The following is a 15,636-nucleotide window of genomic DNA, read 5'->3' on the forward strand; positions in this document are numbered from 1 at the left end:
GGCGATCACGCCGGGCCCCCAGGCCGTTGTCACCGGGTCACCGCCAGGCAATACGCCTCGTCGGTGGTCAGCAGCCCGCGGTGCGTGCCCTCGGCCGTGACCACTCCGTCGTCCACGACGAGGACCCGGTCGGCGGCGTCGAGCAGGGCCGGACTGCTGGTGATCACGACGGTCGTACGGCCCCGGCGCAGCTTCGCGATGTTGCGTGCGACGAGCTGCTCGGTGACGGCGTCCACGGCCGTCGTCGGGTCGCGCAGCACCAGTACCTCCGTGTCGGCGGCCAACGCCCTTGCCAGGGACAGCCGTTGACGCTGGCCTCCGGAGAGGTTCGAGCCCCGGTCGCGGACCTCGTAGTCGAGTCCTTGCCGGTGCAGGGCCACCACATCGGTCAGCATGGACGCCTCGACCGCCTCGGGCAGCATCCGGCTCGTCCCCGACGGGTCGATGTTCGAGCGGAGTGTCCCGGCGAAGATCTCCCCGTCGTAGGGGTTCACCAGGATGTGCTCGCGGACCGACTCGACCGAGAGGCCCGCGAGCTCACGCCCGCCGACCCGCACCACTCCCTCGTAGGCTTCCGGCGGAACGTGCGCGGCGAGGATCGACGCGAGCTCCACCGCCGCACGCGGCTGGTAGGCCGCGATCGCCGTGAACTCCCCGGCCGGAATCTGGAACTTCAGCCCCTGCAGGGACCCGTACCGGACGCAGTCGATCTCCAGGCTCCCGCCCGGGGCCGGACGCTCCGTCCCCGGGACCGTCACCGGCGGGGCGGACAGCACCAGGGCCATCCGCTGCGCCGACGCGCGTGCCATCATCACGTACTTCGGCATGTCCGAGAACTGCCGGAGCGGCTCCATGATGAACTGCGCCAGGCCGACGGCCATGACGAGTTGCCCGATGCTGATCTGCCCGTCGAAGGCCAGCCAGCCGGCCGTCAGGGTCACCGAGGCCGCGAGGGTGGCGTTCAGGCCCAACGCGGTGCCCGCGTAGGCGCCGTTCACCCGGGCGACGGTGATCGACTGCTCCTTCGCCTCCGTGCTGACCCTCCGGTAGGACCGGAACGCCGCGTGGTTGCCGCCGAAGCCGTGCAGCGGGCGCAGGCCGGTGATGAGGTCGGCGACCTTCGCCCCCGCTCGTGCCACCCGGGCCTGCTGCTCCTTGGTGCTGGTGCCGATCCGCCTGGACATCACGCTGAGGACGGAGAGGATCGCCACGGTCCCCGCCATGACCAGCAGGCCGAGGCGAAGACTTGCCATGCCCAGCGCGACCGCCGCGATCAGTACCGAGATCATGGAACTGATCAGGATCGGCACCACCTCGACGATGTCGGCGGTCTGGTCGGCGTCCTCGGTGGCGATGGTGAGCACCTCGCCGGACTTCAGGCCGGTTTCCCGGGCCACCGGCTGGAGGCCGCAGGCCGCGACCCGCACCCTCCAGCGGTGCGCCTCGGTCGTGTTGGCCTTCTGCAGGACACGCATCCCGAACCGCCACGACAGGGACACCACCGTGATGAGCACGGCCAGCACCGCGATCGACACCAGGAGCGATCCCGTGCTCCGCTCCCGCATCGTGTGCTCGACGATCTGGCCGAGCGCGATGGGGAACGCGGTCTCGCCGGCTTGGTAAAGGCTCATGAGGACGGTGCCCCAGACCATGGCGCCGACGTTGCGGCGTATGGCCGTCCGGAGGATGTCGGATCCCGGGCGGCGGGATCGCTGGGTGTCAGGAGTTGTCATCAAGGTGGCGGGCAATCGCTTCCGGGGTTCGCAGGGTGAGCAGATCACGGATGGTGATCACGGGGCCGAACTCCCGGCGCAGGAGCCCGACCAGACGTACGGCCAGCATCGAGTGTCCTCCGAGGGACTGGAAGTCCCCCACCGCGCTCACCTCGTCGTCGTCCAGGTCCAGGGTCTCCGCGAAGTACTCGCAGACCACCGTCTCGGTCTCGGTCTCCGGGCCGCGCTCACCCGAAGTGGTCAGCGCTCCCAGCGGCTTGGGCTCGGGGAGTGCCGAGGTGTCGGCCTTCCCGTTGACCGTGAGCGGGATGCTGTCGACCTGGGCGTAGTGCGTCGGCCGCAGGAAGTCCGGCAGCCCGGAGCCCACCTCGGCGGCGACGTCCGCCAGATCGGCGCCGTCGAGCACGAGGTACGCGGCAAGCCGGTAGGCACCGTCGACCTGCGGGTCGGGCTGGGCGACGGCAGCGGTGAACCGTACCGCCGGGTTCGCCGCGAACGCGGCCTCGACCTCCCCCAGTTCGACCCGGTGTCCACGGATCTTGACCTGCTGGTCGGTGCGGCCCAGATACATCAGGTTGCCGTCGGGCCGCCGGATCACCAGGTCCCCGGTGCGGTACATCCGCTCGCCGGGCACACCGAAGGGGGACGCCACGAACCGGTCCGCGGTCTGGGCCGGACGGTCGAGGTAGCCCCGGGCGATGCCGATGCCCGAGACGTAGAGCTCGCCCGGCACGCCGTCCGGCAGCGGCCGCAGCCACGGGTCGAGGACGTACACGTCGGTGTTGTCGATCGCCACGCCCACCACCGGGTCCTGGCACTCGAACGTGCCGACGCCCAGGGTGTTGATCGTGTACTCGGTGGGGCCGTACAGGTTGTAGCCCACCGTCCCCTCGGTCGCCGCGAGCCGCTGCCACAGGGTCGGGGTGACCGCCTCGCCGCCGAGGAGCACCAGTGCGGGACGCCGGGCCGGGTTGTCGAGCAGGCCCTCCGCCACCAGTTGCTGTGCGTACGTCGGGGTCACGTTGACGACGTCGATGGCATGCTCACCGCAGTACTCGACCAGGGCGGGCGCGTCGCGGCGCAGTTCCTCGTCGCAGATGTGGACCTCGTGGCCGTCGGCGAGCCACAAGAGCTCCTCCCACGACATGTCGAAGGCGAACGACACGGTGTGGGCGATCTTGAAGATCCGGTTGCCGTGCTCGGCGAGGACCGGTTCGAAGATGCGCCGCTGATGGTTGATCAGCATGTTGGTGAGGCCGGCGTACTCGGTCACGACGCCCTTGGGCTTTCCGGTCGAGCCGGAGGTGTAGATCGTGTACGCGGGGTGGCGCAGGCGCAGCGGGTCGTCCGGCGCGAAGGTCGTGAACGGCTCGGCCTGCGGCAGGGGGCGGTCCAGCTCGATCAGATCGCCGGTCAGCCGGTGCGAGACGGCGCCGACGGTGAGGATCACGTCCGGGCGGGCGTCCGCGACGATCGAGGCGATCCGCTCGTCCGGGTGGTCCAGCTCCAGCGGTACGTACGCGGCTCCCGTGCGCAGCACGGCGAACAGCGCCACGATCGAGTCGAGCGAGCGCGGGATCGCGAGGCCGACGGTCCGCTCGGGGCCGATACCGCGGGCGGCGAGCACTCCCGCCAACTCGCGGCTGCGGCCTTGGAGTTCGGCGAACGTCATGCTCCGGCCGTGCGAGACGAGCGCGATCCGCTCCGGGGCCCGGTCGGCCGCCAGGTCGAACCGGTCAACGACGGTGTCCGTGCCGATGTCCGTGCGGACGGCGGGCTCGGGCACGGGGCCGAGGCCGGGGAGCGCCCCCACCGGCCCGGTCGAAGCGACGAGGTCATCGAGGACGCGCACGTAGTCGTCGAGGAGACGGCGGGCGCTGTCGCTGTCGCCGTGGCGGTGCTCCAGCTTGACGGTGAGCCGGTCGCCGGGCGTGACGACCCAGGTGTACGGGTAGTGGGTGGAGTCGTCGGACTTCACCGCGGTGATGCCGTGGCGGGTGTTCATCTCGGCGAACGCGTCCATGTCCAGGAAGTTCTGGAGCACGAAGAGGTTGTCGAACAGGGCGTCGTGGCCGCTGGCCCGCTGGATCTCGCCGAGCCCGAGGTGCTCGTGCTCCATGGCCTCGACCCTGGACGCCTGCACGGCCGACAGGTAGTCCGCGACGGTGTCGCCGGGCCGCGCCCGCGTCCACATCGGCACGGTGTTGAGCAGCACGCCGACGATGCCGGAGAGGGAGGCGCCCTCGCGGCCGGAGACGGTCACGCCGAACACCGCGTCGCTGCGGCCCGTGTGAGCGCCGAGCAGAAGTCCGAACGCGCCGGTCAGGACGGAGTTCAGGGTGACGCCGTGCGTCTTGGCTGCCTCCCGCAGCAGCTGCGACTGCTCGGCGGAAAGCGTGTGGACGAGCGCGGGCGGCAGGTCCTTGGAGAGGGACGGCGCCGGTCCGGCGAGCAGCGTCGGACCCGTGAGCCCGGCCAGCTGCCCGGCCCAGAACCGCTCCGAGGCGGCCTGGTCCCTGGCGGCCAGGGTCCGGGCGTAGTCCTCGAAGGAGGGCGTGGCGGGACGGGTGTCCGGCTGCTCTCCGGCGAGGACGGCCTCGTACGCGGCGAAGAGGTCGCGCAGCACGATCTCGCGGGACCAGCCGTCCCACAGCAGCAGGTGGTAGCTGAGGAGCAGGCCGTCGCGGCCGTCCGGCAGCCGGATGACGGTGAGCCGGATCAGCGGTGGTTCGGCCGGGTCGAAGCCGGTGGTGCGGTCGCGGACGCGCAGTGCCTCCACCTCGGCTTCGGTCGACAGCTCGACCGTGCGGACGTCGATCGGCCGGCCGGCCTTGAGGACCTGGACCGGGTTGCCGTCGTCGTCGGTGGTGAAGCCCGCGCCGACCACGGGGTGCCGGGCGATCACCGAGGCCATGGCCCGGGCCAGTGCGCCGGTGTCCAGGCGCCGGTCGAAGGAGAAGTAGCTCTGTGCGACGTAGTGCCCGGCCGAGCCCGCCATCTGTGCCTGGAAGTACAGGCCCCGCTGGAGCGGAGTGACCGGCGCCGTGCGCTCGGCCGTCACCGCGGAGTCCGCGATGGCCTCCAGGGCGCGCAGCCAGTGGGCGGTGATTTCGTCGGGGATCTCCTCGGCGAGGGTGAAGGCGGCGTGCAGGCTGCCGGTGGCCGCGTCCGTCCAGGCGTTGACCTCCACGGCGTAGGGGCTGCCCTGGTCGCCGCCGGTGATGTGCAGGGCCTCCGATTCGCTGCCCCGGCCGAGGTAGTTGAACAGCACCTGGGGGCGGGCGGTCAGCAGTGGCGCGGTCTGCGGGTTGAGGTGCCGCAGCCGGCCGTAGGCGAGGTGCCCGGCCTCGTCGGGCTGCCGCTCGGCGAGTTCGCGGGCGGCGGCGACGGGGTCGGTGTGCGCGGTGAGCCGGACGGGCGCGATGGCGGTGAACCAGCCGACCGTACGGGTGTAGTCGTGGTGTTCAAGGACCGGGAAGCGGCCGTGCCGTTCCAGGTCGATCGCGAGATCGCAGGGCGACGCCTGGACCTCGGTCAGGGCGGTGCGCAGCGCTCCGCACAGCAGCTCGGTGAGCGCGACGCCGAGCGCGGCAGGAGCGGTGCGCGTGACGCGGTCGCTCGCGTCGGGCCCGAGCACCACGGTGGTGTCGCGCAGCGCGCCCACCGACGGAAGCAGCGCGGGCGCCTGGAGGGTGTCGATCCAGTGCCCGAGGGCGTCGGCCTCACCCGCGGACCGCAGAGTCAGGGCTTCCGCGTACTCGGCGTACGACGTCGTCACCGGTGCGAGGGGCTCGCCGCGCAGGACGGCCGCGATGTCGTCGAGCAGGATCAGCCAGGACACCGCGTCGACCGCGATGTGGTGGACGGTGATCACCAGGGTGCCGGTCGCCGCCAGCCACGAGAACGCGATGACGTCCCCGGCCTCCGGGTCGAGCAGTCCGGCCGCCTCGTTCGCGGCGGCCTCGGCGTCGGCGGAGACCGCGCGGACGAAGACGGCCTCGCGGGCCGGTTCGGTGCGCAGGGTCCACACCCCGTGCTCGGTGTTCAGCCGCATCCGCAGGGCGGGGTGGGCGGCAAGGACCGCGTTGGCGGCGCGCTCGGCGTCGGCGAGGGTGGTGCCCTCGGCCGGCTGCAGCGTCCGCGCCTGGGCGAACCGGGCCAGGGATCCGCCCAGTTCGCGCTGGCGCAGGATGATCGGCGTGGGCGGCACGGGACCGTCCTCGCGGCGTGCGGGCACGGAGGGGGCCGCCGGGGTCTGCGGCGCGCGGGTGCCGAGGAGTTCGGCGAGGGCCCTCGGCGTCTTGTGCAGGAACACGTCGCGGGGTGCGATCGTCAGCCCGAGCGCCCTGGCCCGGTTGACCACCGTGATGGCGACGATGCTGTCGCCGCCGGCTCCGAAGAAGTCGGTGTCGGCGTCCGCGTCGGGGTGGTTCAGCGTCTCGGCGAAGATGGCGACGAGACTGGACAGCGCGGAGCCGTCGACGGCCGACGGCGTCTCGTCCCGCGCGGCTCGCGCGGCCAGGGCCTTGCGGTCCAGCTTGCCGTTGACGGTCAGCGGCAGGGCGTCCACCGGCAGGATCCGGCCCGGCACCATGTGCACGGGCAGTTTCGCGGCGAGGAGCGCGGAGAGGTCTCCGGGCACCCGGCCCACGACGTGTGCGACCAGGTGGTCACCGCTGTCCGCGACGGTGACGGCCACGTCGACCACCCCCGCGAGGTCCCGGATCGCGGATTCGACCTCACCGAGCTCGATGCGGAAGCCCTTGAGCTGGACCTGGTCGTCGGCACGGCCGGCGAACTCCAGCTCGCCGTCGAGGGTGCGGCGGGCGAGGTCGCCCGTGTGGTACATGCGGGAGCCGTCGTTCGCGAACGGGTTCGCCACGAACCGGCCCGCGGTGAGGCCCGGCCGGCCGAGGTAGCCGAGTGACACCTGGTCGCCGGCCACGTAGATGGCACCGACCCGGCCCGGCGGCACCGGCCGCAGCCGGTCGTCGAGCAGGTAGGTCGTCAGGCCCGGGATGGGGCCGCCGATGGGGCTGACGTCGCCGCGGGCGAAGTCGTCGGCGGTCAGCACCCGGTGGGTCACATGGACGGTGGTCTCGGTGATGCCGTACATGTTGACCAGCTCGGGCGAGGCGGCGCCGTGCCGCTCGCCCCAGCCGCTCAGCCGCCCGAGGTCCAGCGCCTCGCCGCCGAAGATGACGCGGCGCAGGGCGGTCAGCGGTTCGGCGGCGTGCCGGTCGGCCTCGATGAACTGGTAGAAGGCCGACGGGGTCTGGTTGAGCACGGTCACTCCGCGCTCCCGGACAAGCCGGTGGAAGTCCACCGGCGAGCGGGTCAGTCCGTAGTCCGGAACCAGCAGTTCGCCGCCGTGTGCCAGCGCGCCCCACAGCTCCCAGACCGCGAAGTCGAAGGAGTACGAGTGGAACTGGACCCACACGTCGTCGGGGCCGAAGTCCATGTCCGGCCGGGTGTTGGCGAGCAGGGTCACCACGCTGGAGTGCGGGACGACGACGCCCTTGGGCCGGCCGGTCGAGCCGGAGGTGTAGATGACGTACGCGGGGTCGTGTCGGCTGACGGACGTTTCCGCCAACTGCCCGTCGCCCTGCGGAAGTTCGTCGTCCTGCGGAAGTTCGTCGCCCTGCGGAAGTTCGTCGCCCTGTACGAGGACGCGGGCCGGGACGCCGGCCTTTTCGAGCAGCGCCGTGAAGCGCTCGCGCTGGTCCGGGTCGACGAGGACGGCCTGGGGCGCGGCGTCCGCCAGGACGTATTCCAGGCGGTCGTCCGGATAGGCCATGTCCAGCGGTACGTAGGCGCCGCCCGCGCTGACGATGGCGACCAGGGCGACGACCTGCTCGATGGTGCGCGGGACCGCGACGGCCACCCGCCGGCCCGGCCGGACTCCGGACGCGCGCAGGGCGGCGGCCAACTCGTCCTTGGCGGCGGCCAGTTCACCGTAGGTCAGCGACCGGGTGGTGCCGTCGAGAGCGCACTGGGTGACGGCGGTGGCGGCCGGGTCGCGGCGGGCCGCCGCGTCGAACAGGTCGCCGAGCGTGGCGGGGGTGATCGGCGCCGGGCTCCGGGTCCCCTGCGGCACCAGGTCGCCGAGCACGGCGTCGGGCCGGTCGAGGAGGCCGGTGAGGGTGTGCGTGAACCTGCGCAGGATGTCCTGTGCGCCGCTCTCCCGCAGCAGTTCGCCGTCGTAGATCAGGTTGAAGCCCGGGCGTCCGTCGAGGGACCTCTCCACGACCAGCGTCAGCGGGTAGTGCGGGGCTCCCTCGTTGACGAGTTCGGTGACGACGAGCGTGTCGCCGGGGCTGCGCAGGGTGGTGACGTCGGTCGCCACGTCGAACACCACGAGGGTGTCGAAGAGGGAGCCGACGCCGGCCTGACGGCCGATCCGGGCCAGGGAGACGTGCTGGTGCGGCAGGACCGCGCCCTGGTGTTCGCGCACCGAGGCGAGGAGTTCGCGCGCGGTGGTGCCGGCGGCCCAACGGGCGCGCAGCGGAACGGTGTTGATGAACAGGCCGACCATGTCGCCGATGCCGGGCACGTCCGCGTCGCGGCCGGAGACGGTGGAGCCGAACACCACGTCCCCGGAGCCCAGGATGTCGCCCAGGGTCAGCGCCCAGGCGCTGTGCACGGCCACGCTCAGCGTGACACCGGCGGCCCGGGCGGCCGCGTCGATGTCGCCCGCCGGCTGCGTCGAGGTATCGGCGAACCGGTCGGACGGGATGTGCTCCCCGGCCACCAGCGAGGGGCCGGGCAGCCCGTCGAGCTCGGCGGCCCACACGCGGTCGCTCTCGTCGGCGTCGCGGCCGGCGAGCCAGCTCACGTAGTCGGGGAAGCCGCCCAGCGGGTACACGCTGCCCGGCGCGTGGTACTCGGCGAGGAGTGCGCGCAGCATCGGCGGCACCGACCAGCCGTCGGCGATGATGTGGTGCACGGTCTGCACGAGCACGTTGCGGCCCGGCTCCGGGTCGCGGAACAGGGTGAACCGCATGAGCGGGCCGGTGGCCAGGTCGAAGCCGGTCCGGCGGTCGCGCTCGGCGTGGCGGCGGATCTCCTCGTCGGTGATGCCGGGCCGGTCGACCGTGGTGAACGGAGCTACGGCGCCGCCTTCCAGGACGGAGACGACGCGGCCGTCGGCGAGGGCCGTGAAGCGGGCGGCGAGGTTGGGGTACAGGGTGAGCAGCCGGGTCGCGGCCGCCGCGAGCCGGGCGGCGTCGATGTCGCCCTCCAGCGTGAGCAGTTGCTGCTCGACGTAGCTGCCGGCGGAGTCATCGTCGAAGACCGAGTGGAAGTACAGGCCTTCCTGGAGCGGGGTGAGCGGCAGGACGTCGCGCAGCTCGGGGCCGTCCAGGGCGTCGACGTCGTCCTGGGTCAGCCGCACCAGCGGGAAGTCGCTGGGCGAGTGGCCGCCCTGGTCGAGCGCGGCGAGACCGGCGAGGGCGCTGCGGAAGTAGCCGCCGAGCGTCTCCACGTCCTCGTCGCTGAACATCCCGTCGGGCCAGGAGACGGTGGTGGCGAGTTCGTACTCGCCGGAGGCCGCGGGTTCGGCGATCGCGTTGAACTCCAGGGCGCGCGGCAGGCGCATCCTCGGGTCCCGCTTCTCGCCCAACTGGCCGGTGGTTTCGGCGAGTTGCCATTCCTCGGAGGTGCCCGCGTCGAAGCGGCCCAGGTAGTTGAACAGGACCTGGGGCGCGGGGGCGGCGAAGGAGGCGTCCGCCAGGTACCGCAGGGCGCCGTAGGAGACGCCGTTGCTCGGTACGCGGGCGAGGTCCTCCTTGACCGCCTTGAGCGCGGTGGCGAGGTATGCGGGGGCGGTGAAGTCGCCCGAGGTGCCGGGGTCCACGGTCACCGGGAAGAGGGTGGTGAACCAGCCGACCGTCCTGGACAGGTCCGGCTCGGCACCGGCGCTGCCCGCGACGTGCCGGCCTTCGCGTCCGTGGCCTTCGAGTTCGATGTGCGCGAACGTCTGGTCCTGGCCGCGGTCGCGGCGCCAGCGGGCGAGAGTGACGGCGAGCGCGGTCAGGAGCACGTCGTTGACGCCCGCGTGGAACTTCGCCGGGACCTCGCCGAGGAGCGCGGCCGTGAGGTCGGCGCCGACGGTGAAGGTGCGGTGCCGTTCCCGCTCGACCGTGTCGGCTTCGGACAGCGCCCGCCTGCCGAGCGGTGCGTCCGGCCCCGGCAGGGCGCGTTCGAAGTAGGCGCGGTCGTCGTCGAACGCGGAGCCCTCCAGAAGCTGCGTCCAGCGCCGGAACGACGTGCCCACCGGGGGCAGTTCGATCGCCTCGCCCGCGGAGGCCCGGCGCCAGGCGGTGGCCAGGTCCTCCATCAGGACGCGCCAGGACACTCCGTCGATCACCGTGTGGTGGATGACGACGACCAGCTGGCGTGCTGCACGGCGCCAGACGGCGCGCAGCATCATGCCGTTGTCCGGGTCGAGCCCCTCGGTGGCGAGGGCCACGCACCCATCGAGCGGCCGGTCGCTCTCCTGCCAGTGGGCCGTGGCTCCGTCGGCCTCCGGGATGTCGAAGCTCCAGCGGTCGCCGCGTACGAGCCGGGCACGCAGCATGTCGTGCCGGGCGACGACGGAGGTGAGGACGGCGTCGAGGGTGTCGGCGGTGAGGTCCGGCGGGGTGTTGAGGACGACCGACTGGACGAACCCGTCGATCGCGTCCGTGGTCTCGCCGAGCCACTGGACGATGGGCGATCCGGTGACGGGGCCGGTGGCGACGTCGCCGTGGTCCACCAGGGTCACGTCCTCGCGGCTCGCGACGGCTGCCAGCGCGCCCAGGACGCTGTTGGAGAAGATCTGCCGCACGGAGACGTACAGGCCCGCCTCGCGCAGCGCGCTCAGCAGGGAGATCGCGAGGATGCTGTCTCCGCCGAGGTGGAAGAAGTCCTGGTCGACGCCGACTTCGTCGAGCCGCAGCACGGAGGCGACGGCCGCGCACACGGCGCGCTCGTCGTCGTTGGAGGGCCGCACGAACGAGCCGGTCACGATCCGGGGCTCGGGCAGCGCGCGCCGGTCCAGCTTGCCGTTGGCGGTGAGCGGGAACTCCGCCATCACGACGATGTGGGCGGGCACCATGTACTCGACCATGTGCTCCGCGGCCCAGGACTTGACCTCGTCGGCGCTCAGTTCCTCGCTGCCTGCGGCGGGGATCACGTACCCGACGAGGTAGGTGCCGCCCGCGCTGTTCTTCTTGGCGACGACGCAGGTGTGCCGCACCCGGGGGTGTTCGGCGAGGCCGGCCTCGACGTCCTCCAGTTCGAGGCGCATGCCGCGGATCTTCACCTGGTTGTCGGCGCGGCCGAGGAAGTCCAGGGATCCGTCCGGGGCGAACCGGGCGAGGTCGCCGGTCCGGTACAGGCGCGATCCGTCGTTCGCGAAGGGGTTCGCCACGAACCGGGAGGCGGTCAGGCCGGGCGCGCCCACGTAGCCGCGCCCCAGGAGGAAGCCTCCTACGTAGAGTTCGCCGCCGACCCCGACCGGGACCGGGCGGAGCTCTTCGTCCAGGACGTAGAGCTGGGTGTTGGGGTTGGCCTTGCCGATCGAGGTCGACAGGCGCTCCGCCCTGCCCCGGTAGATGACGTGGGAGACGCCGATCGTGGTCTCGGCCGGCCCGTAGCCGTGGTACATCGGGATGCCGAGCCGGGTGCGGAACCGTTCGTACAGCTCCGGGGTGAGCACCTCGCCGCCGCACCACACGTGCCGCAGGCTGTCCAGGCGCTCCGAGTCGCCCGCGATCTCCAGGAGGACGTCGAGCATGGACGACACGAGATAGGTGAAGGTGACGCGCTGCTCGGCGATCACGCCCAGCATGTGGTGCGGGTCGCGCTCGCCGCCGGGTCGCAGGATCACCAGGCGGGCACCACACACCAGCGGCAGGAAGATCTCGTTGATGGATATGTCGAAGGACAGCGGCGCCTTGAAGAGCGAGGCGTCGTCGTGACCGAAGCCCAGGATCTCGTCGACCTGCCACAGCAGGCGCTCGCTGATCGCCTCGTGCCGGATCATCGCGCCCTTGGGGCGGCCGGTCGAGCCGGACGTGAAGATCACATAGGCCAGGGAGTCTCCCTGGACGGTGACTCCGGTGTCTTCGACGGGGCAGGCGCCGTACTGCCAGTCGTCGAGGTCGACGGCGACGGCGGCCGGTTCGGCGGGGTCGTGCTCACCGGTGGCGTTGAGCTGGACCGCGACCCGCGCGTCGTCGATGACGACGGCGCGGCGGGCGGCGGGCCACTGCGGGTCGAGCGGCACGAACGCGCAGCCGGCCTGGAGGACACCGAGCAGGCCGATCACCATGTCGGCGGAACGGCCCAGCGAGATGCCGACGACCTGTTCCGCGGCGAGTCCGCGTCCGAGCAGGTGGTGCGCCAACTGGGACGACTTCTCAGCGACTTGACGGTACGTCAGGGATCGGCGTTCGTCGACGACGGCCACCGCGTCCGGCCTGAGCCGGGCCTGTTCGCGGAACATCTCCACGATGGTCGGCCGGATCCGGTCGGCCGCGGTGTCGTTCCAGCCGGCCAGGATCTTGAGCCGCTCCGTCACGCCGGACGGGGCGATGGTGCCGATGGGCCGGTCCGGGAAGTCCGCCAGGTCGTCCAGGGCGAGCTGCGCGTCGGAGGGCAGGACGCCCTCGGGCACGGCGATGCGGATACCCTCCGAGGCGGCTTCGCCGACCTCCCAACCGCCCGGCGCGCCACCGCCGTTGTCGACCCAGCCGAGCACGTCCGCGAACAGCGTGCCGGGTGTGAGCTCAATGCCGTCCGGGCTCTGGCCGGTCGCCCAGTACGCGAGGCCGATGGCAGCCGCCTCGGCGACGGTCCGGTCGGAGTAGCCACCCAGGCGCCGGTGTACGTCGGCCAGACGCGCGGGGGAAAACAGCACGAGACGAGCGCTCGGTTCCATCATCGAAGACTCAACACCCTTCCAAGGCACATAGGTAACCCTAACCTAAATTAGGGTTACCTAACTACCGTCTCTCCAGGCCCGCCAGAGCCTCGCGTAGCGGCCGCCCAGAGCCACCAACTCCTCGTGCGTGCCCTGCTCCACGACTCGTCCCGCGTCCAGCACCGCGATACGGTCGGCGGCCACCGCCTGGGTCAGCCGGTGCGCCACGAACAGCGTGGTGCGGCCCGCACAGGCGGCCTGAACGGCGCGTTCCAGTTCTGCGGCGCCTTCACTGCCCGCCTCCGCGGTCGACTCGTCGAGCACCACCACCGGCGCCCGGCTCAACACGAGCCGGGCCAGGGCGACATGGGCGACCTTCATGCCGTCCAGGCGCTCCCCTCCCTCGCCGACCGCGGTGTACAGCCCGTCGGGAAGCGCCTCGACCCATGTGTCGGCGCCCACCGTGCGCAGCGCGTCCGTCAGTTCGGCGTCACTCGCCTCCGGTGCGGCCAGCCTCAGATCGTCGGCGAGCGGGCCGGAGAACACATGAGTCTCCTGGGTCAGGACGCTCACCAACGCCCTCGCACCGACCTCGTCCAGATCGGCGAGGTCGGTCGACCCGACGCGCACCGTCCCGGCCTGCGGGGTCTCCGTCCCCGCGACGAGCGCGGCCAGCGTCGTCTTGCCGGCGCCCGTCGCTCCCACGAGGGCCAGTGAGCCGCCCGCCGGGATCGTCAGGCTGACGTCCCGCAGGACCGGCTCCTCGGACCCGGGGTATCCGAACGTCAGCCCCTCCACCGCCACCGGGTAGGGGGTGCCGTCCTGCGGCGCGGCTGCCTCATGACCCACCAGCCGCTCCGCCGCGGGCTCCGTCAGCACCCCGACGAGCCGCGTCAGGCTCGCGCCCGACTTCTGCGCCTCGTCGAAGGTGAACATGATGGCGCCGAGCGGCGTGAACAGCCGGTGGAACACCAACGGGGCCGCCGACACGTCGCCGAGGCTGGCGCTGCCGGTCTCCAGCAGGACGTAACCCACCACGAGGATCAGCACCAGGCCGATGAACTCCGCACGGTTCTCCCTGCCGACGAACCGGCCGAAGAAGCGGAACACCTCGATCCCGTAATCCCGTACCCGCTGCGAGTCGTTGGCCACCTTGGCGCGGAACGTCTCTTCCAGGCGGTACGCCCGCACCGTGTCGATGCCGTTCAGACCGCTGATCAGGGCCTGCGCACGGTCGGCCTGGGCGAGCCGCTGTTTGCGGTAGAGCGGGGCGGACCGGGGCAGGTACCAGCGCAGGGCCAGCGCGTAGGCGGGCAGCGCGCAGGCTCCCGCAAGACCGAGCCGCCAGTCGAGACCGAACATGCCGATCGTGGCGACGGCCACCAGCACACCCGCGGAGAACACCGTGGGAATCGCCGAGCGGATGCCCTTGGACAGGACGGCGACATCGTCGCCGACCCGGGACAACACGTCACCTCGGCCCACCTCTTCGACCCGGGCTATGGGCATCCCGAGCACGGCCCGGACGGCACCTTCACGCAGGTGGGCGAGCAGATCCGCGCCGAGGCGCCCGATCAGATACGTCGACACCGCGGTGGCCGCCGCACCGAGCAGCGCGGCGGCCACCATCACGACCCCTGTGGTGAGCAGGGCCGAGCGCGGCTCACCGCCGACCACCCCGTCGACCACCCGGCCGAGCAGGAGGACCGGGAGCATCTGAAGCGCGGCCCCGGCCACCGTGCTGAACACGGTGGCGGCCGTCAGCCACGGCATCTCGCGGCAGCGGGCCGCGACCCATCCGGCCGCCTCACGGCCACCCGTCGTGCGCAGGGTGGCCGGGGCGGCATGCGTCTGCGTGGTCACCTAGCCGACCGACTTGACGAGCTGGTCGATGGCGTACGGCAGGGAGAGCAGGGTGGCCTGCGACATCGCCGCACCGGCCGCCGGACCCTCGCTGTCGAGCAGGTAGGACACCTTGTTGGCCTTGTAGACCTTCAGGTTGGTGAAGAGCTTGTCCTTCTTCAGGGCGTCCGTGTCGGCCTTGTCGTTGATGGCGAAGACGCGGTCGACGTCGACGAGGTCCATGCGCTCGGGGGAGAGCTGGGTGGAGAAGTTGGACCCCGCGATCTTGTCGATCTCGGTCTGGCCCTTGAAGCCCATGCCGGTCAGGAGCTGGCCCCGTACGTCGGTGGTGGTGAACGGCGTGACCGAGTTCTTGTACCAGGACAGCGCGACGGCGGTCTGGTTGGCGAACTCGGGGTGCGCCTTCTTCACTCCGGCGAGCTTGTCCTGGACGCCCTGGACCATCTTCTTGCCGTCGTCGGCCCTGCCGAGCGCCGTGGCGATCTGAAGGGCGTTGTCCTGCCAGGGAGCGCTGAACGGCTCCTTCTCGGCCTTCGTGCGGCCGACCGTCGGCGCGATCTTGGAGAGCTTGTCGTACGCGGCCTTGTCGATCTCGGAGTAGACCGCGACGATCAGGTCGGGCCGAAGAGCGGCGATCTTCTCGAAGTTGGGGCCGGTGTCGCCGTTGTGCATGACGACCTCGGGCTTGGCGCCGCCCCACTTGTCCTTCACCCAGGGCCACTGCGTGTTGATGTCGGGGCTCTGGCCCGACGGGTTCGGGTACTGGTCGACCATGCCGACCGGCTTGACGCCGAACGCGAGCACGGTCTGGTCGTCGGTGTAGCCGACGGTCACGACCCGCTTGGGAGCCTTGTCGATCTTCGTGGACCCGAACGCGTGCTCAACGGTGACCGGGAAGGCACCTGCGGCGGCCGGGGTGTTGGCGCCGTCGTCCTTGCCCTGGTCCGCCGAGTCGGAACCGCACCCCGCGAGGAGTCCTACGCCGAGGGCCGCGGCGGACACGGTCGCCGCCAGCCGCCGCCAGGGCTTCATACGTGTCGTTCGGTCGAGGAGCATCCGGAATCCCTTGCTTTCTTGCTGTCCACTGCGGCCCGGATCAGGGCAGGCAAACCTTAGCTTGCGTTAGTAAGGTAA

Annotated in this window: 4 protein-coding genes; all 4 read right to left on the bottom strand. The window is 71.6% G+C overall.

Translation table 11 applies throughout. The annotated features are described in order from the left end of the window. Window positions 1-29: 29 nt before the first annotated feature. Window positions 30-1,733, bottom strand: a complete 1,704-nt coding sequence (locus ACSHXC_RS05005) for an ABC transporter ATP-binding protein (protein WP_438290376.1) — start codon at window positions 1,731-1,733, stop codon at window positions 30-32. Next, entirely contained in the window at window positions 1,720-12,660 is a 10,941-nt protein-coding gene (locus tag ACSHXC_RS05010) for an amino acid adenylation domain-containing protein (protein ID WP_438290377.1), read from the bottom strand. The genes ACSHXC_RS05005 and ACSHXC_RS05010 overlap by 14 nt, the downstream gene beginning before the upstream one ends. A 57-nt stretch (window positions 12,661-12,717) precedes the next feature. Further along, on the bottom strand, window positions 12,718-14,412 hold the full coding sequence (locus ACSHXC_RS05015) for an ABC transporter ATP-binding protein (RefSeq protein WP_438296437.1): 1,695 nt from the start codon (window positions 14,410-14,412) through the stop codon (window positions 12,718-12,720). Between the two features lie 90 nt (window positions 14,413-14,502). Then, a complete protein-coding gene (locus ACSHXC_RS05020; protein ID WP_438290378.1) occupies window positions 14,503-15,558 on the bottom strand; it encodes an ABC transporter substrate-binding protein in 1,056 nt (351 codons plus the stop codon). Between the last annotated feature and the right edge of the window lie 78 nt (window positions 15,559-15,636).

It is taken from the genome of Streptomyces sp. HUAS TT7 (assembly GCF_051550175.1).
GTDB lineage: Bacteria > Actinomycetota > Actinomycetes > Streptomycetales > Streptomycetaceae > Streptomyces.

Bases quoted from the DNA above. Each gene is read 5' to 3' on its own strand.
- ACSHXC_RS05005 (WP_438290376.1), bottom strand. From the start codon at position 1,733: ATGACAACTCCTGACACCCAGCGATCCCGCCGCCCGGGATCCGACATC.
- ACSHXC_RS05010 (WP_438290377.1), bottom strand. From the start codon at position 12,660: ATGATGGAACCGAGCGCTCGTCTCGTGCTGTTTTCCCCCGCGCGTCTG.
- ACSHXC_RS05015 (WP_438296437.1), bottom strand. From the start codon at position 14,412: ATGCCGTGGCTGACGGCCGCCACCGTGTTCAGCACGGTGGCCGGGGCC.
- ACSHXC_RS05020 (WP_438290378.1), bottom strand. From the start codon at position 15,558: ATGCTCCTCGACCGAACGACACGTATGAAGCCCTGGCGGCGGCTGGCG.